Origin of the sequence: Enterobacter sp. A8, assembly GCF_004296595.1 — a bacterium.
In the GTDB taxonomy this organism is placed as follows: domain Bacteria; phylum Pseudomonadota; class Gammaproteobacteria; order Enterobacterales; family Enterobacteriaceae; genus Enterobacter; species Enterobacter cloacae.
Map to the genome: position 1 here is coordinate 330,789 of NZ_SCMF01000001.1, position 19,846 is coordinate 350,634.

Below are 19,846 nucleotides of genomic sequence, written 5' to 3' on the forward strand. Positions count from 1 at the left end.
CCATGAAACGATTAGCTCTGATGTTACTGGCGCTGGGCATGAACGTGCAGGCGGCAACCCTGACCTTAAACGAGGCCCGGGCGCAGGGGCGTGTCGGGGAAACCCTGAGCGGGTATCTTGCCCCGGTGAAACAAGACCCCGAAACGCTGGCGCTGGTGAGCCGCATCAACGCGGCGCGTACGGAAAGCTACCAGAAGCTGGCGGACAGCAATAACCTGCCGGTTGATGAAGTGGCGAAGATGGCCGGGCAAAAGCTGGTGGCCCGCGCGCAGCCGGGAGAATACGTGAAGGGCATTAACGGAAAATGGCTGAAGAAGTAATCAGCGAAAGCGCTTGCGGTACTCGCCCGGTGAGACGCCAAAACGCTGCTTAAACGCCGTTGAAAAATGGCTATGGTCGGCAAACCCCCAGCTGTAGCCAATTCCCGCCAGCTTTTCCTCGTCGCTGGCGGAGCGCAGCACCTGCGCGCACAGATCCAGCCGACGATTTTTGATGTACTGCGCTACCACCAGCCCCTTATCGGCAAACATGCGGTACAGGCTGCGCACCGACATGCCGCTCTCTGCGGCAATCCATTCCGGACGCAGGGATTCCGACTGAATATGGTCATCAATCAGTGACAGAACGTTCCTGAACTGGCGCTCCTTACGCGGCTGCACCGCGTCACGCTGCTGAAACGCCGGGCGGAGCAGGCAGATCATCGCTTCCAGCGCGGCTTCGCTCTCCCGGTCACTCAGGTTGGCATTTCCCATGCTCTCCAGTAGCAGGCGATGGCTTAGCTGTACGGTTGGCAACGAGCGGGAGAGCGCGAGGGCGCAGCTTACCTCCTGAAAACGACACTGCTGCTCAATAATCTGACGGGGAACCAGCAGGGAAATCTGACGGGATTTTTGCTGCCAGTTGATGGAGCAGGGACGAGCGGCATCAAGAAGCGTAATGTCGCCGGTGTTCAGCACCGCGCGGCGATCGTCCTGCTCAATCTGCGCGCTGCCTTCAAGCTGGAACACGGTATAAAACCAGGCATCATTGCTCTGAGCGATCTCCTGACGGGAGCGGAACAGGTTAACCCCGCCTGCGGTGACGGTGCTTAACTTCAGGCTTCGGGCGTAGCTGGTTTCCAGCTCGCCGAAGAATTCCCCCTCTAAAGGACGCGCGTTAAAGCGCCCGCAGACATGGTTAATTTGCGCCAGCCACTGCTGATACCGTTCCTGTTCGCTTACACATGCCATCGTTTATCTCGCTGCGCCATCAATGTTTTCGCATTGTTGCATTTGTGTTGCGTTTTGTCAGAGTCATGAGGCTGACTATAGGAAAGAACACTCACCGGTAACAGCGTTATAAGGCGGAATTATCACGAATTGCGGCACCTGTCACAGGTGGCAAAGCGAATGTCACACAGACAAAAGCGGGAATGCGAAAGGCCTCTTAGACTGCAGTAACACCCTGCGAATAATAACGAAGGAGTACCCTATGTCTGAATCACAGGTCGCCATCCAGCCAGGCGTACAGCAGTTTCTGGACCGACATCACGGGCTGTGGATTGAGGGGCGGCAGGCCGCGTCGGAGAGTGAAAAACGGTTGAATATTTATAACCCGGCCACCGGGGAGGTTATCGCCTCTACGGCAGATGCCAGCGTCGATGATGTCGACCGCGCGGTGATGTCCGGCTGGCGAGCCTTTGTCGCCCGCACCTGGGCCGGGAAATTACCGGCAGAGCGCGAGCGCATCCTGCTGCGCTTTGCCGACCTGGTGGAGCAGCACAGCGAGGAGCTGGCCCAGCTTGAAACGCTGGAGCAGGGCAAATCCATCAATATTTCCCGTCTCTTTGAAGTGGGTTGCACCCTGAACTGGATGCGCTATACCGCCGGGCTGACCACCAAAATAACCGGCAAAACCCTCGATCTCTCCATTCCCTTGCCGCAAGGTGCACGCTATCAGGCGTGGACGCGTAAAGAGCCGGTGGGCGTGGTGGCCGGGATTGTGCCGTGGAACTTCCCGCTGATGATCGGCATGTGGAAAGTGATGCCTGCGCTGGCAGCGGGTTGCTCTATCGTCATTAAGCCGTCAGAAACCACGCCGTTGACCATGCTGCGGGTGGCGGAACTGGCGAGCGAAGCCGGTATCCCTGACGGTGTGTTTAACGTGGTGACCGGAAGCGGCGCGGTGTGCGGTGCCGCGCTGACCTCGCATCCGCATATTGCCAAAGTGAGCTTCACCGGCTCCACGGCGACGGGGAAACAGATTGCCCGCGCGGCGGCGGACACGCTAACCGGCGTGACGCTGGAGCTTGGCGGCAAAAACCCGGCTATCGTGCTGAAAGACGCCGATCCGGCGTGGGTAATTGAGGGGTTGATGACCGGCAGCTTCCTTAATCAGGGTCAGGTCTGCGCCGCGAGCTCGCGTATCTATATAGAAGCGCCGCTTTTTGACACGCTGGTCAGCGGGTTTGAGCAGGCGGTGAAATCCCTGAGCGTGGGGCCGGGCATGTCGCCGGAGGCGTTTATCAACCCGCTGGTGTCCCGCGCTCACTGCGACAAGGTGCAGACCTTCCTGGATGAAGCAAAATCGCGCAATGCAGAGCTGATCACCGGTAACCGTGGCCCGGACGGCAAAGGGTATTACATCTCGCCGACGCTGGTGGTCAACCCGGATCCGGGACTCCGGCTGACCCGCGAAGAGGTGTTCGGCCCGGTGGTCAACCTGGTACGCGTAGCCGACGGCGAAGAGGCGTTAACCCTTGCCAACGATACCGAATATGGCCTGACCGCCAGCGTCTGGACGCAGAATATCAGTAAGGCGCTGGAGTATACCGACAGATTGCAGGCGGGTACCGTCTGGGTGAACAGCCATACGCTGATTGACGCCAACCTGCCGTTCGGCGGCATGAAGCAGTCCGGCACCGGACGCGACTTCGGCCCGGACTGGCTGGACGGCTGGTGTGAAACCAAATCGGTGTGCGTGCGCTATTAAAAACAAGCCGGGTGGCGCTGCGCTTACCCGGCCTACGGGATCGAGGAACAGGTCGGTTTTGTAGGTCGGGTAAGGCGTAGCCGCCACCCGACATTTACAGCGACCACCGATCCCGCCCGGCCTCTTTCGCGCGGTACAGCGCCGCATCGGCGCGGGCGATCAGTTCCGGGCCCGCCAGGCCCGGTGCAATTCCTGCAATCCCCATGCTGACGGTCACATGCTCACTGACTTTGGACGCACCGTGCGGTATCGCCGCCGCGCGCAGGCCGTCCTGAATGCGGCGGGCAACCTGCTGTGCAACGTTCTCCGGGCAATTAAACAGGATCACCACAAATTCTTCTCCGCCGTAGCGTGACACCACATCGTCCGGGGTGCGCACGGCCTGCTTTAGCACCTGCGCCACGCGTGTCAGACAGTCGTCACCGGCCTGATGTCCATAGGTATCGTTATAACGCTTGAAATAATCGATATCCAGCATGATCAGCGAGAAGGCTTTATTCTGCTCAACGGCATTCTCCAGCACCACTTCCATCATCCGGCGATTGGCGGTTTTGGTGAGGGGATCCTGGTGCGCCAGCGCATCGAGCCTGGAGATTAACAGCTGGTTTTGCTGATTCCGCCGCCAGGCCTCGTCAAACCAGCTTAACAGGATAAACCGCCCGCAAAGCATAATCAGCGTGAATACGCTCCAGATGGTGACAAAGCGAAGATTAAGGCCATCATTCAGCACCCAGCTGGCGACCGGCAAGGTGAGCCAGAGCGGGAGCACAAACGAGAGTAATCCCTCCGGGTAAAAATAGAGCGCCGTCAAACCGGAGAGCAATAAAATCACGCACAGCGGCCAGACGTGGGGAAGGTGCAGGGCGGTAATGAACCAGTAACTGCACATCGACCAGAAGGCACTGCAGACAAACAGCACTACGCTTATCCCGGCGATGCGGCGCCAGGCCATCAGGATTAATGCAGCGGACAGTATAATAATGCCCAGCATTGAGGCATCGACAATCCGGGTCAGGTGTTGTGAACCGGGGTACAGCACCGCGCTGTTTTCCAGCAGGATGTGGCGCAGCAGGATCATCAGGGCAAAGCTGACGTTTACAAAGGCCAGCCAGGGCAGGTTCATCGCCAGCCCGTGATGCACCATGGCCTGACGTGTAGGCCAGGTGGCTCGTTCGGGGGGGAGGTTTTTTCTTTTTTCCATTGATGATGTTTACCCCGTCCAGGGAGAAAGAGAAATAAAAGCGGGCGGGTAAACCGCCCGTAAATCCGTGATGTTACGGCGTCACAATATTAAACCAGAAATCAAACTTATCCATGTAGCCAAGCATGGCATCAAGTTTGGCACTGTCACCGCTGATTTTGACATCGCCACTGTCCTGCGCCTGTTTCAGCGTGATCTCTTTGAGGATGATTTTGTTAAGCGTGTCCCGGTTCAGCGTGAGCGTCGCATCGGCGTCTTTCGCTTCGGCATTGGCCGTGTGATTCAACACGCCGTTTTCCAGCTCAAGCTTATATTTACCGCCATCGCTGCCAAGATCGATATTAAATACCGATTTTGCGTCCCCGGCTTTTTGACCATTAATATGCACGGCCAGATAGTCGAAGAACATTTCCGGCGTCATCGCCCGAACGGTATCAGGGCTTGCCGTGTTTGGCGTTGGGCCTTTCACGACGCCGTTACGCAGCTCCTGCGCACCGGTGAGGTAGAAGTTACGCCACGGCCCGGATTCAGCCTGATAGCCGAGCTGCTCCAGCGCATCCGCTTCCAGGTTACGTGCGGCCTGGTTGTTCGGATCGGCAAAGACCACTTTACTGACCACCTGTGCCACCCAGCGGTAGTTGCCCTGGTCGTAGTCGGTTTTAGCTTTGCTCAGAATGGCGTCAGCGCCCCCCATGTACTCCACGAATTTCTTCGCGGCATCAACAGGAGGAAGCTCATCAAGCGTTGCCGGGTTGCCGTCAAACCAGCCCAGATAAAGGACATAGGTGGCTTTTACGTCGTGACTGACTGAACCATAATAGCCCCGGTTAGCCCAGGTATGGGCCAGCGAGTCAGGAAGGGTGAAATTCGCGGCGATTTCATCGCGCGTCAGACCTTCGTTCGCCATGCGCAGCGTCTGATCGTTAATGTAACGGTAAAGATCGCGCTGGCTCTTCAGCAGCTTGACCACATTATCGTTGCCCCAGGTTGGCCAGTGGTGCTGTGCCATGATGATCTCTGCTTTGTCACCCCAGCGGACAATTGCCTGGTTGATATACTTCGACCAGGGCAGCGGCTCACGGATTTTTGCGCCGCGCAGCGAATAGGTATTATGCAGCGTGTGAGTGACATCCTCGGCAGATTCAATGACCTTTTTCTCTTCGATATACCAGAGCATCTCTGAAGGTGCTTCTGAGCCCGGTGCCAGCATAAAATCATAGGTCAGCCCGTCGATAACCTCTTTCTGACCATCTTTCTCAATGATGTTGGTCGGTGCGATCAGGGTAACGGTACCGGCAGAGGTCGTGGTACCCAGCCCTGCACCCACCTGTCCTTTGGCATCGGGTTTCAGCAGGTTGCCATACATGTAACTGGCGCGACGGCTCATGACATTGCCCGCCATGATATTTTCAGCCACCGCGGCTTCCATAAACCCGGACGGGGCATAGACTTTCACTTTCCCGGATTTCACGTCAGCTTCATCCACCACGCCGCGAACGCCGCCGTAATGATCCACATGGCTGTGGGTATAAATGATGGCGACCACCGGCTTTTTACCCCGGTTTTTGTAATACAGATCCATGCCGACTTTTGCGGTTTCTGCTGATACCAGCGGATCGACCACGGTAATTCCTTCTTTACCTTCGATAATCGTCATATTCGACAGATCGAGGTTGCGGATCTGATATACCCCGTCGGTCACTTCGAACAGACCACTGATATTAATCAGCTGAGATTGACGCCATAAACTGGGATTAACGGAATCCGGTGCTTTATCACCCTCTTTAATAAAGGCGTACTGTTGCGGATCCCAGATAACATTCCCTTGCTCCCCTTTGATAATCTCCTGCGGCAGTGGGGCAATAAACCCTTTATGTGCATTGGTGAAGTCGGTGTTATCGGAGAAAGGGAGTTGGTTGAAAAGGGCATTATTCGCCTGTTGCGTCGCCGCGGTCGCGTCCTTTGGGGCTTCGGCGGAATAAGAGGGACTGACGGAAACGAGAAGCCCAGCCAGAGCAAGACTTCTGACAATCAAATTCAATTTCATCTAAAACCTCTCAGAGAAAGTACTACGTTACGGTGATTAAACGTCGTGTCCTGGCTGAAAATGTTTGAAAAGATGTCATTAGAATGAGTGGTTAAATAACTATAATCAGGCTGGGAGATTCGGCAAATAAATGAATAAAAAACCGGGCATTACGCCCGGTCGGTGATTATTTCTGTTCGTCTTTTTTTCTGCCAAGCGTTGGCGTTTCGTCAAAGAAGTTCCACGGCTTAAGCAATGTATGCACCCATTCCGTTGGCATGATGGGCCACTCTTCCGCGCGGGCAACGTGCGTGGTTCCGGTGGTCATCCAGACCACATCGTCCTGATTAGTGAGTGACTCATTGTCTTTGCTGTACTGACCCAGCCCCGTATCGTGCGTGGAGCGGTTCGGGAATTTCCCTTCCGGGTACATTTCGTCAGGATGGTAACGCGTCACCCACAGCTGTTTATCCATAAAGCTCAGGCGATGGTAGATCCACTCGTCCGGTGCAAACTTCGCGCCCGTGGCTACCGGGTGCGTGCCGCCCGCATAAGGGATGATCTGGTACGAGACCGGGTTCCCCATACGGTTCTCTTTGCGGGTGTTGCTCAGCAGGCGAATGGTACCCGGATCGAATTTCTGCGCCGCCTGCTGTTCGGTATCGATATCGTACTGATTGACCTGCATGGTACTGGTACGCGGGCCGCCAGCCGTGTTCGGTTTCACCTGCGGATCCATCGCCACCAGTTTATTGTCGATGCCATCCACATCCATATCGAGACGGAAGTTATAGATGTGCTGGTGGGTGGTACCGACGATGTTGTGATCGATTAAGGTGCCGTATCGGGTGTCGTCTTTGGCAGTGGCGTCATGCATCGTTTTGGCCTGCACGCCTTTCACGGCTTCAATCCCGGTGGCTCCGGCATCAATGCCGATGGTGCCGTTTTCGTGGAATACCCAGTCGAAGATGTAATCGTAGTTGCCAACGGTGCTTACCCAGCGCACCACCAGTTCACGGCGTTCGGTGCTGACGTTTGGCTTGCCCATCTCCTGATGCTTATATTCAGGCCCGGCGTAGCGCTCGAAAATGGCGATGGCACGTGGGATCTCCATCGGCGTACCGGTGTAATCCGGGATGGTTTCATTAAGCATCACGGCGTTGGACGGCACATCTTTGCCGCGCACCAGCGGGGAGGTCAGGGTGCCCATGCCATAGTCGCCCGAATCGAGATAGGCTTTAAAGTACCAGCCCACATCCGGATCGCCGTAAGGGACGATCATCCCGCCCAGGGAGCCCTGATACATGACCTGGCGTTTCTTACCGTTGTCGTTGTACGTGACGGTCGAGATCATCGGCCCCACGCGGGAGTCCAGACTCAGGTGGAAATCCCAGTTCTGCCAGTGCACCATGTCGCCGGTAATGGTGTAGTTCTTGCCTTCCGGTTCGATGATCTCAAGCGGTTTTTTCGGCGTTTCGATGCGGTCACGGCCATCATACGGACGCGGAGTCATGGGCACCGGAACAACCGCGCCTTCTTCAATTTTCTGGATCTTCTTCTGTTCGAGATCAACCACCGCCACCAGATTCTCAATCGGGTGTGCCCAATAGTTACCGTCGCCCACATCCAGATAGCTCACCACCTTCAGCAGACGGTCTTCCTGCTTCAGGCCGTCTTTGCCGTCAAAATAGCCGACGGTCAGCGGGGTCGTGATCACGTTCTTCGTATCGCTGATGCCGCGTTTTTTCAGCACCTCAGCAAATTCCGGGCTCTCGTTGATGATTTGCTGCACGGTGGCGAAATCATCCAGCAGCACCATGCCGTGCGCATCCTTTACGGCCTCCCAGCGCAGGATTTTCTTATCCTTCAGATCCACACGACTTTCGATGACGTGTTTGCCGTCCAGCATGGTGATATTCGCCTGACGCGGGGCATCCACCGCCGTTCCGTTCAGCACAAAGTCCCACACTTTGGCTTTCTCGGGCTCGGCCAGGGCAATCTGGGTGAAGCGGGTGTTCGGTTTAAAATCCTTTGAGGCTTTGACGATCGCCACGGCTTGCTTAATCTCATCCGCCGTTAATGCATTAAGCGGATGGGGGCTTTTCTCAACCTGGAACGTCTGGTCGAGGCCGGACTGGAAGATGTCATTGATAAATGTGTCCGAGATAAAGGCCTTGTTGTCTTTCATCACTACCGGCACCGACAGCGCAAGGGGTTTGCCGTTAACGATGGCGGTGTTAGCGCCTGGCTTCACCTTTACGAACGCACCGTCTTTCGCAATGGTGAACATCTGTGCGTAATCATCCCATTGTACCTCTGCGCCAAAATCTGCCAGCGTTTTGTCCATAGGGACCATATGCGCCTCACTGCCGTGAGCGAAAACGGGAGATTGCCAGGCACAGCAGAGCGCAACGGCCAGAGCCAGTGCCGTTCTACGGGCAGAAAATGAAGAATTGCTTCTCATCGTAGACCTCATCTTGTTGTGTTTATTGTGTTGTGAGTCTTATCCTGACAGGAGCGTGAAAAAAGCGTTTGCCTGCATCTGCCAGGTTATTTGTCAGTCTTGCCAGGTTAAAAAAAGACCGGGAATAAATCACATGCCGAGCCTTTTCATCTATCCAGGCGCACTGATGAGGCTCCACAAATTGATACGCGCAGTGAACAATTCCCTCTCCCATCGGGTTGGGGGATCCCCATAAAATAATGCCTGCACGGAGGACCCCCTCTCCCTTGAGGGAGAGGGTTGGGGTGAGGGGGAACATACGGCTGTGGAGGTCATTCCGTTCACTTTATGTTCCTTGCTACTCTGTAACGGCATGACTTGTGAACGTGCCAGGGTGGCTCAGTCGCCGCCGCCCTGGCGACCCGGGCTCCCGGCGGTAAATCGCCGCTTCGCGGTGCCCTCGGCTTATTCCTTCCGGCTTATCGGGGACGGGCGGATGTAACGTCCCTGTAAAGCCGCCCTCTCGGCGCATCCCTGCGCCTCGCCCCGGCCTGCAGGAAACGCCTCAGCGATTTACAGCCGGACCAGGGTATCGCTGAGAGCCCTCAGTCTTTCTGAAAGCAGCGTTATTGCTTCTGCTTACAAATTACCGGGGAGCCCTCAGCCATTGTCGAGAGGGTGAGGGGACGTTAGCTGAAATCACCCTGCTGGCGAGCCACCAGCGTCAGAATGGAGTACAGCGCTACCGCCTGCTGGTGCTGATTGAAAATCTCAACCGCCCATTCGACCACGCCGGTGGGTTTTTCATCCGCCGTACGCTGTTTCTTCAGGGTTTTACGTTTGCAGGTCAGGCGCACCTGGATGGTATCGCCCGGTTTCACCGGCTCGATAAAGCGCAGGTTTTCCATGCCGTAGTTGGCAATTACCGGCCCCACACCTGCATCAACAAACAGCCCGGCGGCAGCGGAAATCAGGAAGTAACCGTGTACCACCCGCTCGCCAAAGATCGACTCCGCTGCGCCAATTTTGTCCATGTGAGCATAGAAATGATCTCCGCTCAGGCAGGCAAAGTTAACGATATCGGCTTCCGTCAGGGTTCGGCGCGGCGTCAGCAGGCTGTCGCCCGGCTGCAATTCCTCGAAGTATTTGCGGAACGGATGGACGCGATCTTCCTGCACCGTCGCGCCGCGTACCCACTGTTTGCCGATGGCGGCCAGCATGGTCGGGCTGCCCTGAATGGCGGTGCGCTGCATATAGTGTTTGACCGCACGCAGGCCACCCAGCTCCTCGCCGCCGCCTGCACTTCCGGGACCGCCATGCACGAGCTGCGGAAGCGGAGAACCGTGGCCGGTAGACTCTTTTGCTGACTCTTCATTAAGGATCTGAATGCGACCGTGTGCCCGCGCTGCACCAGAAATAAACTGGCGGGCGAGCGCGGGATCCGCCGTGACCAGCGTCCCGGCCAGGCTACCGCCGCCCGCGCGGGCAAGCTGCATCGCATGGTCTGCGTGGCGATATGGCATGAGAGTCGCCACCGGGCCGAACGCTTCGGTGGCGTGCACCGCCGGGGTCTCATCCGGCTGCGGGCAAAAGAGCAGGGTTGGCGGGTAAAACGCTCCGGCGGCCTGCAGATCGGCTTTTCCGCCCAGGCGAACCTGGCAGCCTGCGGCCACAAGCTGATCCACTTTCTCCTGCACGTCCGCACGCTGTTCGCTGTTGACCAGGGAACCCATTTTTACGCCTTCCTGCGCCGGGTCGCCCACCACCACCTTTTCCAGCCGGGCGATCAGCGCCTGACTTACCGCGTCAATCTGGTGTTGCGGCACGATAATGCGGCGGATGGCGGTACATTTCTGTCCGGCCTTGGCGGTCATCTCACGTACAACCTCGCGAATGAACAGGGCGAACTCGGGCTGTTCCGGCGTCACGTCTTCTCCCAGCACGCAGCAGTTCAGGGAGTCGGCTTCCATGGTGAACGGGATCGCGTTTGCCACAATATTCGGGTGAACACGCAGGGTCTGGCCGGTGCTGGCGGAGCCGGTAAACGTCACCACATCCTGGCTGTCGAGATGGTCCAGCAGATCGCCCGCGCCGCCGCAGATCAGGCTGATGGCGCCGTCCGGCACCAGACCGCTCTCCACGATCGCTTTCACCATCGCCTGCGTCACCTGCGCGGTGGCGGTAGCGGGTTTGATGATCGCCGGTATCCCGGCAAGCCACGTGGGGGCGAGTTTTTCCAGCATTCCCCAGCAGGGGAAGTTGAAGGCGTTAATATGCACCGCCACGCCCGATTTTGACGTCAGCACATGGCGCGCCGCAAAGCCGCCTTCTTTCGACAGCGGGATCAGTTCGTCCTCGGGCCACAGCGTGTCGTCCGGTAATTCACGGCTCCCCAGACTGGCATAGGTGAACAGCGTGCCAATCCCACCTTCAATATCTACCCAGCTGTCGGCCTTTGTCGCGCCGGTCTGGGCTGAAAGAGCATAAAACGTCTCTTTCAGGCTGAGCAGGTGCTTCGCCACCGCTTTCAGCATCGCCGCGCGTTCGATAAAGGTCATGGCGTGGAGCGCTTCACCGCCATGCGTAATGGCATAGCGACGTGCCGCCGCCATGTCCAGCCCTTCGCTGGTCACGCTCCAGAGCGCTTCACCGCTGATGGCGTGATGAATAGTACGTTCGCGGCCCCGGCCAGACTGCCAGACACCGGACAAGAAACTGGCTAACTGCTGCATCTCTTATCTCCACATGTTTCGTTATTTCACTATCAATAGTTTGATCATGAATCATAAAAATCAAGCTGAGTTTTAATGAATTGTTAACAATGTGATCTCAGGGGAAGATGTGTGGCGGTTGTAGCCCTGATGTGGCGGCCTTTGCGCAAAAGCCCTGCGAGCGACATCACAAAATCAGTAAACATTTCTTGGGGGTGTATTTAACCTTTGTGTAACTTTTAAAAAACAAAGTGATTCACAATTACGCTTTAAGTTGCAAATTAACGAATCATAAAGGTGATGACGTGACGCAAGAACAACGCTTTGAGCAGCGCATAGCGCAGGAGACGGCGATTGAGCCTCAGGACTGGATGCCAGAAGCCTATCGCAAGACGTTGATCCGCCAGATTGGTCAGCACGCCCACTCTGAAATTGTCGGCATGCTGCCGGAAGGGAACTGGATCACCCGCGCCCCGACGCTACGCCGCAAAGCGATCCTGCTGGCGAAAGTGCAGGACGAAGCCGGGCACGGGCTCTATCTCTACAGCGCGGCTGAAACGCTTGGCTGCGCGCGGGAAGACATCTACCAGAAAATGCTCGACGGCAAGATGAAATACTCCTCCATCTTTAACTATCCGACGCTGAGCTGGGCCGATATCGGTGTAATCGGCTGGCTGGTGGACGGTGCCGCCATCGTCAATCAGGTGGCGCTGTGCCGGACCTCTTACGGGCCATACGCCCGCGCGATGGTGAAAATCTGTAAAGAAGAGAGCTTCCACCAGCGTCAGGGGTTTGAAGCCTGCATGGCGCTGGCGCAGGGAAGCGACGCCCAGCGGCAGATGCTGCAGGACGCCATCAACCGTTTCTGGTGGCCCGCCCTGATGATGTTCGGACCAAACGACGACAACTCGCCGAACAGCGCCCGCAGTCTCGCCTGGAAAATTAAACGCTTTGGCAATGATGAACTGCGTCAGCGCTTCGTCGACAACACCATCCCGCAGGTGGAGATGCTGGGGATGACGGTACCCGATCCGGACCTGCGCTTTGACGAGGAAACCGGCCACTACCGCTTCGGTGAGATTGACTGGCAGGAGTTTGACGAGGTGATCAACGGACGCGGGATTTGTAACCACGAACGCCTGGCCGCCAAGCGTAAAGCCTGGGAAGAGGGGGCGTGGGTGCGTGAAGCCGCACTGGCGCATGCAGAAAAACAACGCGCCCGTCAGGCCGCATAAGAGGAAATCACGATGAGCAATGTCTACTGGCCGCTGTACGAAGTGTTCGTACGCAGCAAACAAGGGTTATCCCACCGCCATGTTGGCAGTCTGCATGCCGCTGACGATCGCATGGCGCTGGAAAACGCGCGGGACGCCTATACCCGCCGCAGCGAAGGTTGCTCAATCTGGGTGGTGAAGGCGAGCGAGATCGTTGCCTCTCAGCCGGAAGAGAGCGGCGAGTTCTTCGACCCGGCGGAAAGCAAGGTCTATCGCCACCCCACGTTTTACACCATCCCTGATGGCATCGAGCATATGTGAGGTCAGGGATGAAAACAGTATCTGCATACGCCCTGCGTCTGGGCGACAACGGTCTGGTGCTCTCGCAGCGCCTCGGAGCCTGGTGCGGACACGCGCCGGAGCTGGAAATCGACCTTGCGCTCGCCAACATCGGTCTCGATCTGCTGGGGCAGGCGCGCAACTTCCTCGCCTGCGCGGCAGAGCGGGAAGGTCAGGGCGATGAAGACACCCTGGCCTTCGGCCGCGATGAGCGTCAGTTTCACAATTTACTGTTGGCAGAACAGCCGAACGGCAACTTCGCCGACACGATCGCCCGCCAGTATCTGATGGACGCGTGGAATGTTGCCCTCTACGAACGGCTGATCCACAGCAGCGACAGTCAGCTTGCCGCTATCGCCGCCAAGGCGATTAAAGAGGCGCGTTATCACCTGCGCTTTAGCCGCGGCTGGCTGGTGCGCCTGGGAGACGGCAGTGAAACCTCGTCGCAAAAAATGCAGCAGGCCATCGACAACCTGTGGCGCTTTACGGCCGAGTTGTTCGAGGTGGATGACGTTGAGCTTGAGCTTATTGAGTCCGGCGTTGCGGTTGATCCGCGCACCCTGCGCCAGCCGTGGGAACACGAAGTGTTTGCCGGACTGCGGGAAGCCACCCTGCGCGTGCCCGATGAGACGGCCTATCGTACCGGCGGTAAACGCGGGCTGCATACCGAGCATCTGGGCCCGATGCTGGCAGAGATGCAGTATCTCCAGCGCGCGTATCCCGGTCAGCAGTGGTAAAGGAGAACGCCATGCAACGTCTTGTCGACATCGCCCCCCCACAGGTTCCGCACATCTGGTCTCTGTTAAGCCAGATCCCGGACCCGGAAGTGCCGGTGCTCACCATCACCGATTTAGGCATGGTGCGCAGCGTCACCGCGCAGGGCGAAGGCTGGGTGATTGGCTTTACGCCAACCTATTCAGGCTGCCCGGCGACGGAACACCTGCTTGGCGCCATCCGCGACACCCTGACGGCGCACGGTTATACGCCGGTGCACATTGTGCTGCAACTGGAACCCGCCTGGACGACCGACTGGATGACCGCCGATGCGCGTGAACGTCTGCGCGCGTATGGCATCAGCCCACCCGTGGGGCACAGCTGTCATGCCCACGTTCCCGCTGAGGTGAGCTGCCCGCGCTGCGCCAGCACCGACACCTCGCTTATCAGTGAGTTTGGTTCTACGGCCTGTAAGGCGCTGTATCGCTGTAATACCTGCCGCGAACCCTTCGACTATTTCAAATGTATTTGAGGTTGCCATGACAACGTTTCATTCATTAACAGTGGCAAAAGTAGAACCCGAAACCCGCGATGCGGTGACCATCACCTTCGCGGTTCCGCAGGCGTTGCAGGAGGCTTACCGCTTTCGTCCCGGCCAACACCTGACCCTGAAAACCAGACTGGGTGCAGACGAACTGCGCCGCTGTTACTCCATCTGCCGGAGTAGCGCGCCGGGGGAGATCAGCGTCGCGGTTAAAGCCATTGAAGGCGGGCGTTTCTCTCGTTATGCCCGGGATGAGATCAAACCGGGCATGACGCTGGAGGTGATGGTTCCCCAGGGGCATTTTGGCTATCAGCCACAGCCTAAACGGGAAGGTCACTATCTTGCGATTGCCGCAGGCTCCGGCATCACCCCGATGCTGGCGATTTTATCCGCCACGCTGGCCGCTGAACCAAACAGCCACTTCACCCTGATCTACGGCAACCGCAGCAGCCAGAGCATGATGTTCCGTCAGGCGCTGGCAGACCTGAAGGATAAATACCCGCAGCGGTTGCAGCTGCTTGCCATCTTCAGCCAGGAGCGGCTGAACAGCGACCTGCTTTACGGCCGTATCGACGGTGAAAAGCTGCAGGCGCTGGCAAAAACGCTGATCAACTTCCGCCAGTACGACGAGGCCTTTATCTGCGGCCCGGCCGCGATGATGGACGAGGCTGAAGCGACCTTAAAAGCGCTGGGAATGGCGGAAAAATCCATTCACCTAGAGCGGTTCAATACGCCGGGCACGGCCGTTAAGCGCGCGGTGAGCGTGCAGGCGGAAGGCCAGAAGGTAATCGTGCGCCAGGACGGACGTGACCGCGAGATCGTCCTCACGGCGGACGACGAGAGCATTCTTGATGCCGCCCTGCGCCAGGGGGCGGATCTGCCTTATGCCTGTAAGGGAGGCGTCTGCGCCACCTGTAAGTGCAAAGTGCTGCGCGGCAAGGTGGACATGGCGACCAACTACAGCCTGGAGCCGGACGAACTGGCCGCCGGGTATGTGCTGAGCTGTCAGGCGCTGCCGCTAACCGCCGACGTGGTCGTCGACTTTGACGCTAAGGGGATGGCATGAGCGAACTTCTGGTCACCCGTTATGACCGCGTGCTGCAACTCACGCTCAACCGGCCGGCGGCACGCAACGCCCTTAACAATGCGCTGCTGACACAGCTTGCAGAACAGCTGGAGGCGGCGGCCAGCGATAACACCCTCTCTGCCTGTGTGGTTTACGGCAGCGAGCGCTGCTTTGCGGCCGGAGCCGATCTCAACGAAATGGCAGAAAAAGATCTGCCTGCCACCCTGAACGATAGTCGTCCTCAGCTGTGGAAGCGGATAGACGCCTTCAATAAACCGCTGATTGCCGCCGTGAACGGTTTTGCACTCGGGGCTGGCTGCGAGCTGGCCCTGCTGTGCGACGTAGTGATTGCCGGTGACAACGCCCGCTTCGGACTGCCGGAAATTACGCTTGGGATCATGCCTGGTGCGGGCGGTACGCAGCGCCTGATCCGCTGCGTGGGTAAATCGCTCGCCAGCAAAATGGTACTGACCGGGGAAAGCATTACGGCGCAGCAGGCCCAGCGTGCCGGTCTGGTCAGCGACGTTTTCCCGGCCTCGCTGACGCTGGAATACGCCCTGAAACAGGCAGCGCTGATGGCGCGCCACTCGCCGCTGGCGCTACAGGCGGCTAAACAGGCGCTGCGCCAGTCGCAGGAGGTGCCGCTGCAGGCGGGTCTGGCGCAGGAGCGTCAACTGTTCACGCTGCTCTCGGCCACGGAAGACAGGCGAGAAGGCATCGACGCCTTCTTACAGAAACGTACTCCCGACTTTAAAGGACGCTAATTGTGGAATTTATTCTCAGTCATGTAGAGCAAGGCGTAATGACCCTGACGCTGAACCGTCCGGAGCGTCTGAACAGCTTTAACGATGTGATGCACCAGCAGCTTGCAGAATGCCTGAAGCAGGCCGAGCGCGATGAGACGATCCGCTGTCTGCTGATCACCGGCGCAGGGCGCGGCTTCTGTGCCGGGCAGGATCTGAACGACCGTAACGTCGACCCGAACGGTCCTGCGCCGGATCTGGGGATGTCCGTCGAGACCTTTTATAACCCGCTGGTGCGTCGTCTGGCTGCGCTGCCAAAACCGGTGATTTGCGCGGTCAACGGCGTGGCGGCAGGAGCAGGGGCCACGCTGGCGCTGGGGTGCGACATGGTGATTGCCGCGCGCTCCGCCACCTTTGTAATGGCCTTCAGCAAGCTGGGGTTAGTCCCGGACTGCGGCGGAACCTGGTTCCTGCCGCGCGTGGCCGGACGTGCCCGCGCCATGGGGCTGGCGCTGCTTGGCGACAAACTGAGCGCCGAACAGGCGCACGCCTGGGGAATGATCTGGCAGGTGGTGGATGACGACCAGCTCTCCAGCACGGCGCAGCAGCTGGCGCTGCACTTTGCCTCGCAGCCCACCTTTGGGCTGGGGCTGATCAAGCAGGCGATCAATGCCGCGGAAACCAACACCCTGGACGCACAGCTTGACCTGGAGCGCGATTATCAACGGCTGGCCGGACGCAGCGACGATTACCGCGAAGGCGTGAGCGCCTTTCTGGCGAAGCGCGCACCGAATTTTACGGGGAAGTAAGATGCTGAACATTCGTACTGTCGCCGTCATTGGAAGCGGGACAATGGGCGCCGGAATAGCCGAAGTCGCGGCAAGCCATGGGCATCAGGTGATGATGTACGACATCGCCTCAGACGCCATTTCCCGCGCCATTGACGGCATTCGCCAGCGCCTGGCCTCCCGGGTGACGCGGGGCAAACTCACTGAGGAGGCCTGTGGGCAGATCCTCGCCCGGCTGACTCCGGTCACGGATATCAGTGCGCTAACCGCGGCGGACCTGGTGATAGAAGCCGCCTCCGAGCGCCTTGAGGTGAAAAAAGCGCTGTTTGCCGAACTGGCGGAGATCTGCCCGCCGCAGACCCTGCTTACCAGCAACACATCTTCTATCTCGATCACGGCGATTGCGGCGGATATCCGTCATCCCGAGCGAGTGGCAGGCCTGCATTTCTTTAACCCGGCACCGGTGATGAAGCTGGTGGAGGTGGTTAGCGGGCTGGCGACCTCGCCGGAAGTGGCCGACGCGCTGTGCGAGCTGGCGCTGAACTGGGGGAAACAGCCGGTGCGCTGCCAGTCGACGCCGGGCTTCATCGTAAATCGCGTGGCGCGTCCCTTCTATTCCGAAGCCTGGCGCGCGCTGGAGGAACAGGTTGCAGCTCCTGAAGTCATTGATGCTGCCCTGCGCGAAGGCGGCGGTTTCCCGATGGGGCCGCTGGAACTGACCGATCTGATTGGGCAGGACGTTAACTTCGCCGTGACCTGTTCGGTGTTTAACGCATTCTGGCAGGAGCGGCGTTTTCTCCCTTCACTGGTGCAGCAGGAGCTGGTGCTGGCGGGGCGACTGGGCAAAAAAAGCGGGAAGGGCGTTTACGACTGGCGCGGCGAATCGCCACAGGTGCCATGGCTCGACGCGGTCAACGACAGCTTTAGCCCAATGCGGGTTGAACGAAAACGTGACGGCGTCACGGAAATCGATGATGTGTTGCTGATTGAAACGCAGGGCGAAACCGCTCAGGCGCTGGCGCTGCGCCTCAACTGCCCGGTGGTGGTGGTTGATCGCATTGAGCGCGACGTGGCGGTGATTGCGTCGGCGGCCAGCAACCCGCATACCGCGACGCAAAAAGTCATCCGCTACCTGCAACAGCAGGGAAAGCGGGTGGTGCAGATTGCCGATTACCCTGGCCTCCTGGTCTGGCGCACGGTGGCGATGATTGCCAACGAAGCGCTGGATGCGCTGCAAAAAGGGGTCGCCAGCGAAAAAGATATCGATACCGCCATGCGTCTGGGCGTGAACTACCCGTCCGGGCCGATTGCCTGGGGCGCGCGGCTGGGCTGGCAACGTCTGTTAACGCTGCTGGAAAACCTGCAGCGTCATTACGGCGAAGAACGTTATCGCCCCTGTTCACTGCTGCGCCAGCGTGCGCTTCTGGAGAGTAGCTATGAGTCATAACGCCTGGCATAACGCCCGCACCATGTACGAACAGGATGCCTGCGCGCAGGCAATGGGGATGGACATTATCGACATGGACGAAGGTTACGCAGTGGTGACCATGACCATCACCCCGCAGATGCTTAACGGCCATAAAACCTGCCACGGCGGACAGATCTTCTCGCTGGCCGACACCGCGTTTGCCTACGCCTGCAACAGCCAGGGGCTGGCGGCGGTGGCCTCTGGCTGCACAATCGATTTCCTTCGACCGGGCTTTATCGGAGACAAGCTGACCGCCACCGCGCGGGTTAAGCATCAGGGCAAACTGACCGGCGTATATGACATCGAAATTCAGAACCAACAACAGAAAACCGTCGCTCTCTTTCGCGGAAAATCCCACCGCATCGGCGGCAATGTGACAGGAGAAGCCTGATGCGTGACGCATTTATTTGTGATGGGGTGCGAACCCCGGTGGGGCGGTACGGCGGGGCGTTATCCGCCGTACGCGCGGACGATCTGGGCGCCATACCGCTGCGTGCCTTGCTGGAGCGCTATCCGCAGCTCGACCCGGAGCGGATTGATGATGTGATCTTCGGCTGCGCCAACCAGGCGGGGGAAGACAACCGCAACGTGGCGCGTATGGCGTCGCTGCTGGCCGGGCTGCCGCAGACCGTCTCCGGCACGACGATCAATCGCCTGTGCGGCTCGGGGCTGGATGCGGTTGGCTTTGCTGCACGCACCATAAAATCCGGTGATGGCGATCTGCTGATTGCCGGTGGCGTGGAGTCGATGTCCCGCGCGCCGTTTGTGATGGCGAAAGCCACCACGGCGTTTCAGCGCCAGGCGGAGATCTTCGATACCACCCTTGGCTGGCGATTTGTGAATCCGCTCATGCATCAGACGTTCGGAACTGACAGCATGCCGGAAACGGCAGAGAATGTAGCTGAATTGTTAAATATCAGCCGTGCCGATCAGGATGCGTTCGCGCTGCGCAGCCAGCAGCGTACCGCCCGGGCGCAGCAAAACGGCATTCTGGCGCAAGAGATCGTGCCGGTGCTGGTGCCGGGGGAAAAAGGGACCGTCACGGAGGTCTCTGTTGATGAGCACCCGCGCGCCGACACCACGCTGGCGCAACTTGCCGCCCTGAAAGCGCCGTTTCGCAAAAATGGCGTCGTTACCGCAGGTAACGCCTCTGGTGTGAACGATGGCGCCGCTGCGCTGATTATCGCCAGCGAGCAGATGGCGCTCGCACAGGGGCTTGTGCCGCGCACGCGGATTGTGGCCATGGCCACCGCAGGCGTGGAGCCACGTCTGATGGGGCTAGGGCCGGTGCCCGCCACCCGTAAAGTGCTGGAGCGAGCGGGGCTCAGTATTAACGAGATGGATGTGATTGAGCTGAACGAAGCCTTCGCCTCGCAGGCGCTGGGCGTGCTGCGTCAGCTGGGTTTGCCGGACGATGCCGCACACGTCAATCCGAACGGAGGGGCCATTGCGTTAGGCCATCCGCTGGGAATGAGCGGTGCCAGGCTGGTGCTGGCCGCGAGCAATGAATTGCATCGACGCCACGGGCGCTACGCGCTGTGTACGATGTGCATCGGTGTGGGTCAGGGCATTGCCATGATCCTTGAGCGTGTTTGAGCGAACAATAATGTGAGTACCCT

The 19,846-nt window shown here is 58.6% G+C and carries 17 protein-coding genes; 12 read left to right on the forward strand and 5 right to left on the reverse strand.

Annotated elements, in window-relative coordinates:
* The first annotated feature begins 2 nt into the window (after positions 1–2).
* A complete protein-coding gene (locus tag EQV24_RS01630) occupies positions 3–320 on the forward strand; it encodes a YdbL family protein (RefSeq protein WP_028028066.1) in 318 nt (105 codons plus the stop codon).
* Here EQV24_RS01630 and feaR read toward each other — a convergent pair whose 3' ends face one another.
* Complete coding sequence (gene feaR, locus EQV24_RS01635; protein WP_100168501.1) at positions 321–1,229, reverse strand: transcriptional regulator FeaR; 909 nt, start codon at positions 1,227–1,229, stop codon at positions 321–323. It abuts the gene before it with no gap.
* Between the two features lie 241 nt (positions 1,230–1,470).
* Between feaR and EQV24_RS01640 the strand changes: the two genes are divergently transcribed.
* The gene (locus tag EQV24_RS01640) at positions 1,471–2,970 is read left to right on the forward strand and encodes an aldehyde dehydrogenase family protein (RefSeq protein WP_047023970.1); all 1,500 of its coding nucleotides are present in this window, start codon (positions 1,471–1,473) and stop codon (positions 2,968–2,970) included.
* 94 nt (positions 2,971–3,064) lie between these two features.
* Here the strand turns inward: EQV24_RS01640 and EQV24_RS01645 are convergent, their stop codons facing one another.
* The 4 genes from EQV24_RS01645 to paaZ all read right to left on the reverse strand — a co-directional run bounded on the left by EQV24_RS01645 (position 3,065) and on the right by paaZ (position 11,372).
* The gene (locus EQV24_RS01645; protein ID WP_130626070.1) at positions 3,065–4,171 is read right to left on the reverse strand and encodes a GGDEF domain-containing protein; all 1,107 of its coding nucleotides are present in this window, start codon (positions 4,169–4,171) and stop codon (positions 3,065–3,067) included.
* Between the two features lie 73 nt (positions 4,172–4,244).
* The gene (locus EQV24_RS01650) at positions 4,245–6,218 is read right to left on the reverse strand and encodes an alkyl sulfatase dimerization domain-containing protein (RefSeq protein ID WP_029882838.1); all 1,974 of its coding nucleotides are present in this window, start codon (positions 6,216–6,218) and stop codon (positions 4,245–4,247) included.
* A 166-nt stretch (positions 6,219–6,384) separates the two neighbouring features.
* Positions 6,385–8,661 carry a primary-amine oxidase gene (gene tynA, locus EQV24_RS01655; protein ID WP_130626071.1) on the reverse strand — a complete coding sequence of 759 codons (2,277 nt, stop codon included), beginning with the start codon at positions 8,659–8,661 and terminating at the stop codon, positions 6,385–6,387.
* A 668-nt stretch (positions 8,662–9,329) separates the two neighbouring features.
* The gene (gene paaZ, locus EQV24_RS01660) at positions 9,330–11,372 is read right to left on the reverse strand and encodes a phenylacetic acid degradation bifunctional protein PaaZ (RefSeq protein WP_130626072.1); all 2,043 of its coding nucleotides are present in this window, start codon (positions 11,370–11,372) and stop codon (positions 9,330–9,332) included.
* A 284-nt stretch (positions 11,373–11,656) separates the two neighbouring features.
* Here paaZ and paaA point away from each other — a divergent pair, with 284 nt between their 5' ends.
* Genes paaA through pcaF form a run of 10 tightly spaced genes read left to right on the forward strand, consistent with a single transcriptional unit; the run spans position 11,657 to position 19,823 of the window.
* Positions 11,657–12,586 carry a 1,2-phenylacetyl-CoA epoxidase subunit PaaA gene (gene paaA / locus EQV24_RS01665; protein WP_013096761.1) on the forward strand — a complete coding sequence of 310 codons (930 nt, stop codon included), beginning with the start codon at positions 11,657–11,659 and terminating at the stop codon, positions 12,584–12,586.
* A 12-nt stretch (positions 12,587–12,598) separates the two neighbouring features.
* Positions 12,599–12,886, forward strand: a complete 288-nt coding sequence (gene paaB, locus EQV24_RS01670; RefSeq protein WP_003857353.1) for a 1,2-phenylacetyl-CoA epoxidase subunit PaaB — start codon at positions 12,599–12,601, stop codon at positions 12,884–12,886.
* Between the two features lie 8 nt (positions 12,887–12,894).
* On the forward strand, positions 12,895–13,641 hold the full coding sequence (gene paaC / locus EQV24_RS01675) for a 1,2-phenylacetyl-CoA epoxidase subunit PaaC (RefSeq protein ID WP_130626073.1): 747 nt from the start codon (positions 12,895–12,897) through the stop codon (positions 13,639–13,641).
* Between the two features lie 11 nt (positions 13,642–13,652).
* Positions 13,653–14,150, forward strand: coding sequence for a 1,2-phenylacetyl-CoA epoxidase subunit PaaD (gene paaD, locus EQV24_RS01680; protein ID WP_013096759.1), 498 nt, complete (start codon positions 13,653–13,655; stop codon positions 14,148–14,150).
* A gap of 7 nt (positions 14,151–14,157) precedes the next feature.
* Positions 14,158–15,228, forward strand: coding sequence for a 1,2-phenylacetyl-CoA epoxidase subunit PaaE (gene paaE, locus EQV24_RS01685; RefSeq protein ID WP_130626074.1), 1,071 nt, complete (start codon positions 14,158–14,160; stop codon positions 15,226–15,228).
* Positions 15,225–15,992 (forward strand): 2,3-dehydroadipyl-CoA hydratase PaaF, encoded by a 768-nt coding sequence (paaF, locus tag EQV24_RS01690; protein WP_038419323.1) that lies wholly within the window; start codon positions 15,225–15,227, stop codon positions 15,990–15,992. Before paaE ends, paaF begins: the two co-directional genes overlap by 4 nt.
* Positions 15,992–16,780, forward strand: coding sequence for a 2-(1,2-epoxy-1,2-dihydrophenyl)acetyl-CoA isomerase PaaG (gene paaG / locus EQV24_RS01695; RefSeq protein ID WP_086528139.1), 789 nt, complete (start codon positions 15,992–15,994; stop codon positions 16,778–16,780). The genes paaF and paaG overlap by 1 nt, the downstream gene beginning before the upstream one ends.
* Before the next feature lies 1 nt (position 16,781).
* Positions 16,782–18,206, forward strand: a complete 1,425-nt coding sequence (gene paaH, locus EQV24_RS01700; protein WP_045901087.1) for a 3-hydroxyacyl-CoA dehydrogenase PaaH — start codon at positions 16,782–16,784, stop codon at positions 18,204–18,206.
* On the forward strand, positions 18,196–18,618 hold the full coding sequence (gene paaI, locus EQV24_RS01705) for a hydroxyphenylacetyl-CoA thioesterase PaaI (protein WP_130626075.1): 423 nt from the start codon (positions 18,196–18,198) through the stop codon (positions 18,616–18,618). The genes paaH and paaI overlap by 11 nt, the downstream gene beginning before the upstream one ends.
* Entirely contained in the window at positions 18,618–19,823 is a 1,206-nt protein-coding gene (gene pcaF, locus EQV24_RS01710) for a 3-oxoadipyl-CoA thiolase (protein WP_102752566.1), read from the forward strand. The genes paaI and pcaF overlap by 1 nt, the downstream gene beginning before the upstream one ends.
* The last annotated feature ends 23 nt before the right edge of the window (positions 19,824–19,846 follow it).

Coding starts and splice junctions, on each gene's coding strand:
- pcaF (WP_102752566.1), top strand. CDS start 18,618: ATGCGTGACGCATTTATTTGTGATGGGGTGCGAACCCCGGTGGGGCGG.
- feaR (WP_100168501.1), bottom strand. CDS start 1,229: ATGGCATGTGTAAGCGAACAGGAACGGTATCAGCAGTGGCTGGCGCAA.
- paaI (WP_130626075.1), top strand. CDS start 18,196: ATGAGTCATAACGCCTGGCATAACGCCCGCACCATGTACGAACAGGAT.
- paaF (WP_038419323.1), top strand. CDS start 15,225: ATGAGCGAACTTCTGGTCACCCGTTATGACCGCGTGCTGCAACTCACG.
- paaE (WP_130626074.1), top strand. CDS start 14,158: ATGACAACGTTTCATTCATTAACAGTGGCAAAAGTAGAACCCGAAACC.
- paaZ (WP_130626072.1), bottom strand. CDS start 11,372: ATGCAGCAGTTAGCCAGTTTCTTGTCCGGTGTCTGGCAGTCTGGCCGG.
- paaC (WP_130626073.1), top strand. CDS start 12,895: ATGAAAACAGTATCTGCATACGCCCTGCGTCTGGGCGACAACGGTCTG.
- EQV24_RS01650 (WP_029882838.1), bottom strand. CDS start 6,218: ATGAAATTGAATTTGATTGTCAGAAGTCTTGCTCTGGCTGGGCTTCTC.
- EQV24_RS01645 (WP_130626070.1), bottom strand. CDS start 4,171: ATGGAAAAAAGAAAAAACCTCCCCCCCGAACGAGCCACCTGGCCTACA.
- tynA (WP_130626071.1), bottom strand. CDS start 8,661: ATGAGAAGCAATTCTTCATTTTCTGCCCGTAGAACGGCACTGGCTCTG.
- paaD (WP_013096759.1), top strand. CDS start 13,653: ATGCAACGTCTTGTCGACATCGCCCCCCCACAGGTTCCGCACATCTGG.
- paaH (WP_045901087.1), top strand. CDS start 16,782: ATGCTGAACATTCGTACTGTCGCCGTCATTGGAAGCGGGACAATGGGC.
- EQV24_RS01630 (WP_028028066.1), top strand. CDS start 3: ATGAAACGATTAGCTCTGATGTTACTGGCGCTGGGCATGAACGTGCAG.
- paaB (WP_003857353.1), top strand. CDS start 12,599: ATGAGCAATGTCTACTGGCCGCTGTACGAAGTGTTCGTACGCAGCAAA.
- EQV24_RS01640 (WP_047023970.1), top strand. CDS start 1,471: ATGTCTGAATCACAGGTCGCCATCCAGCCAGGCGTACAGCAGTTTCTG.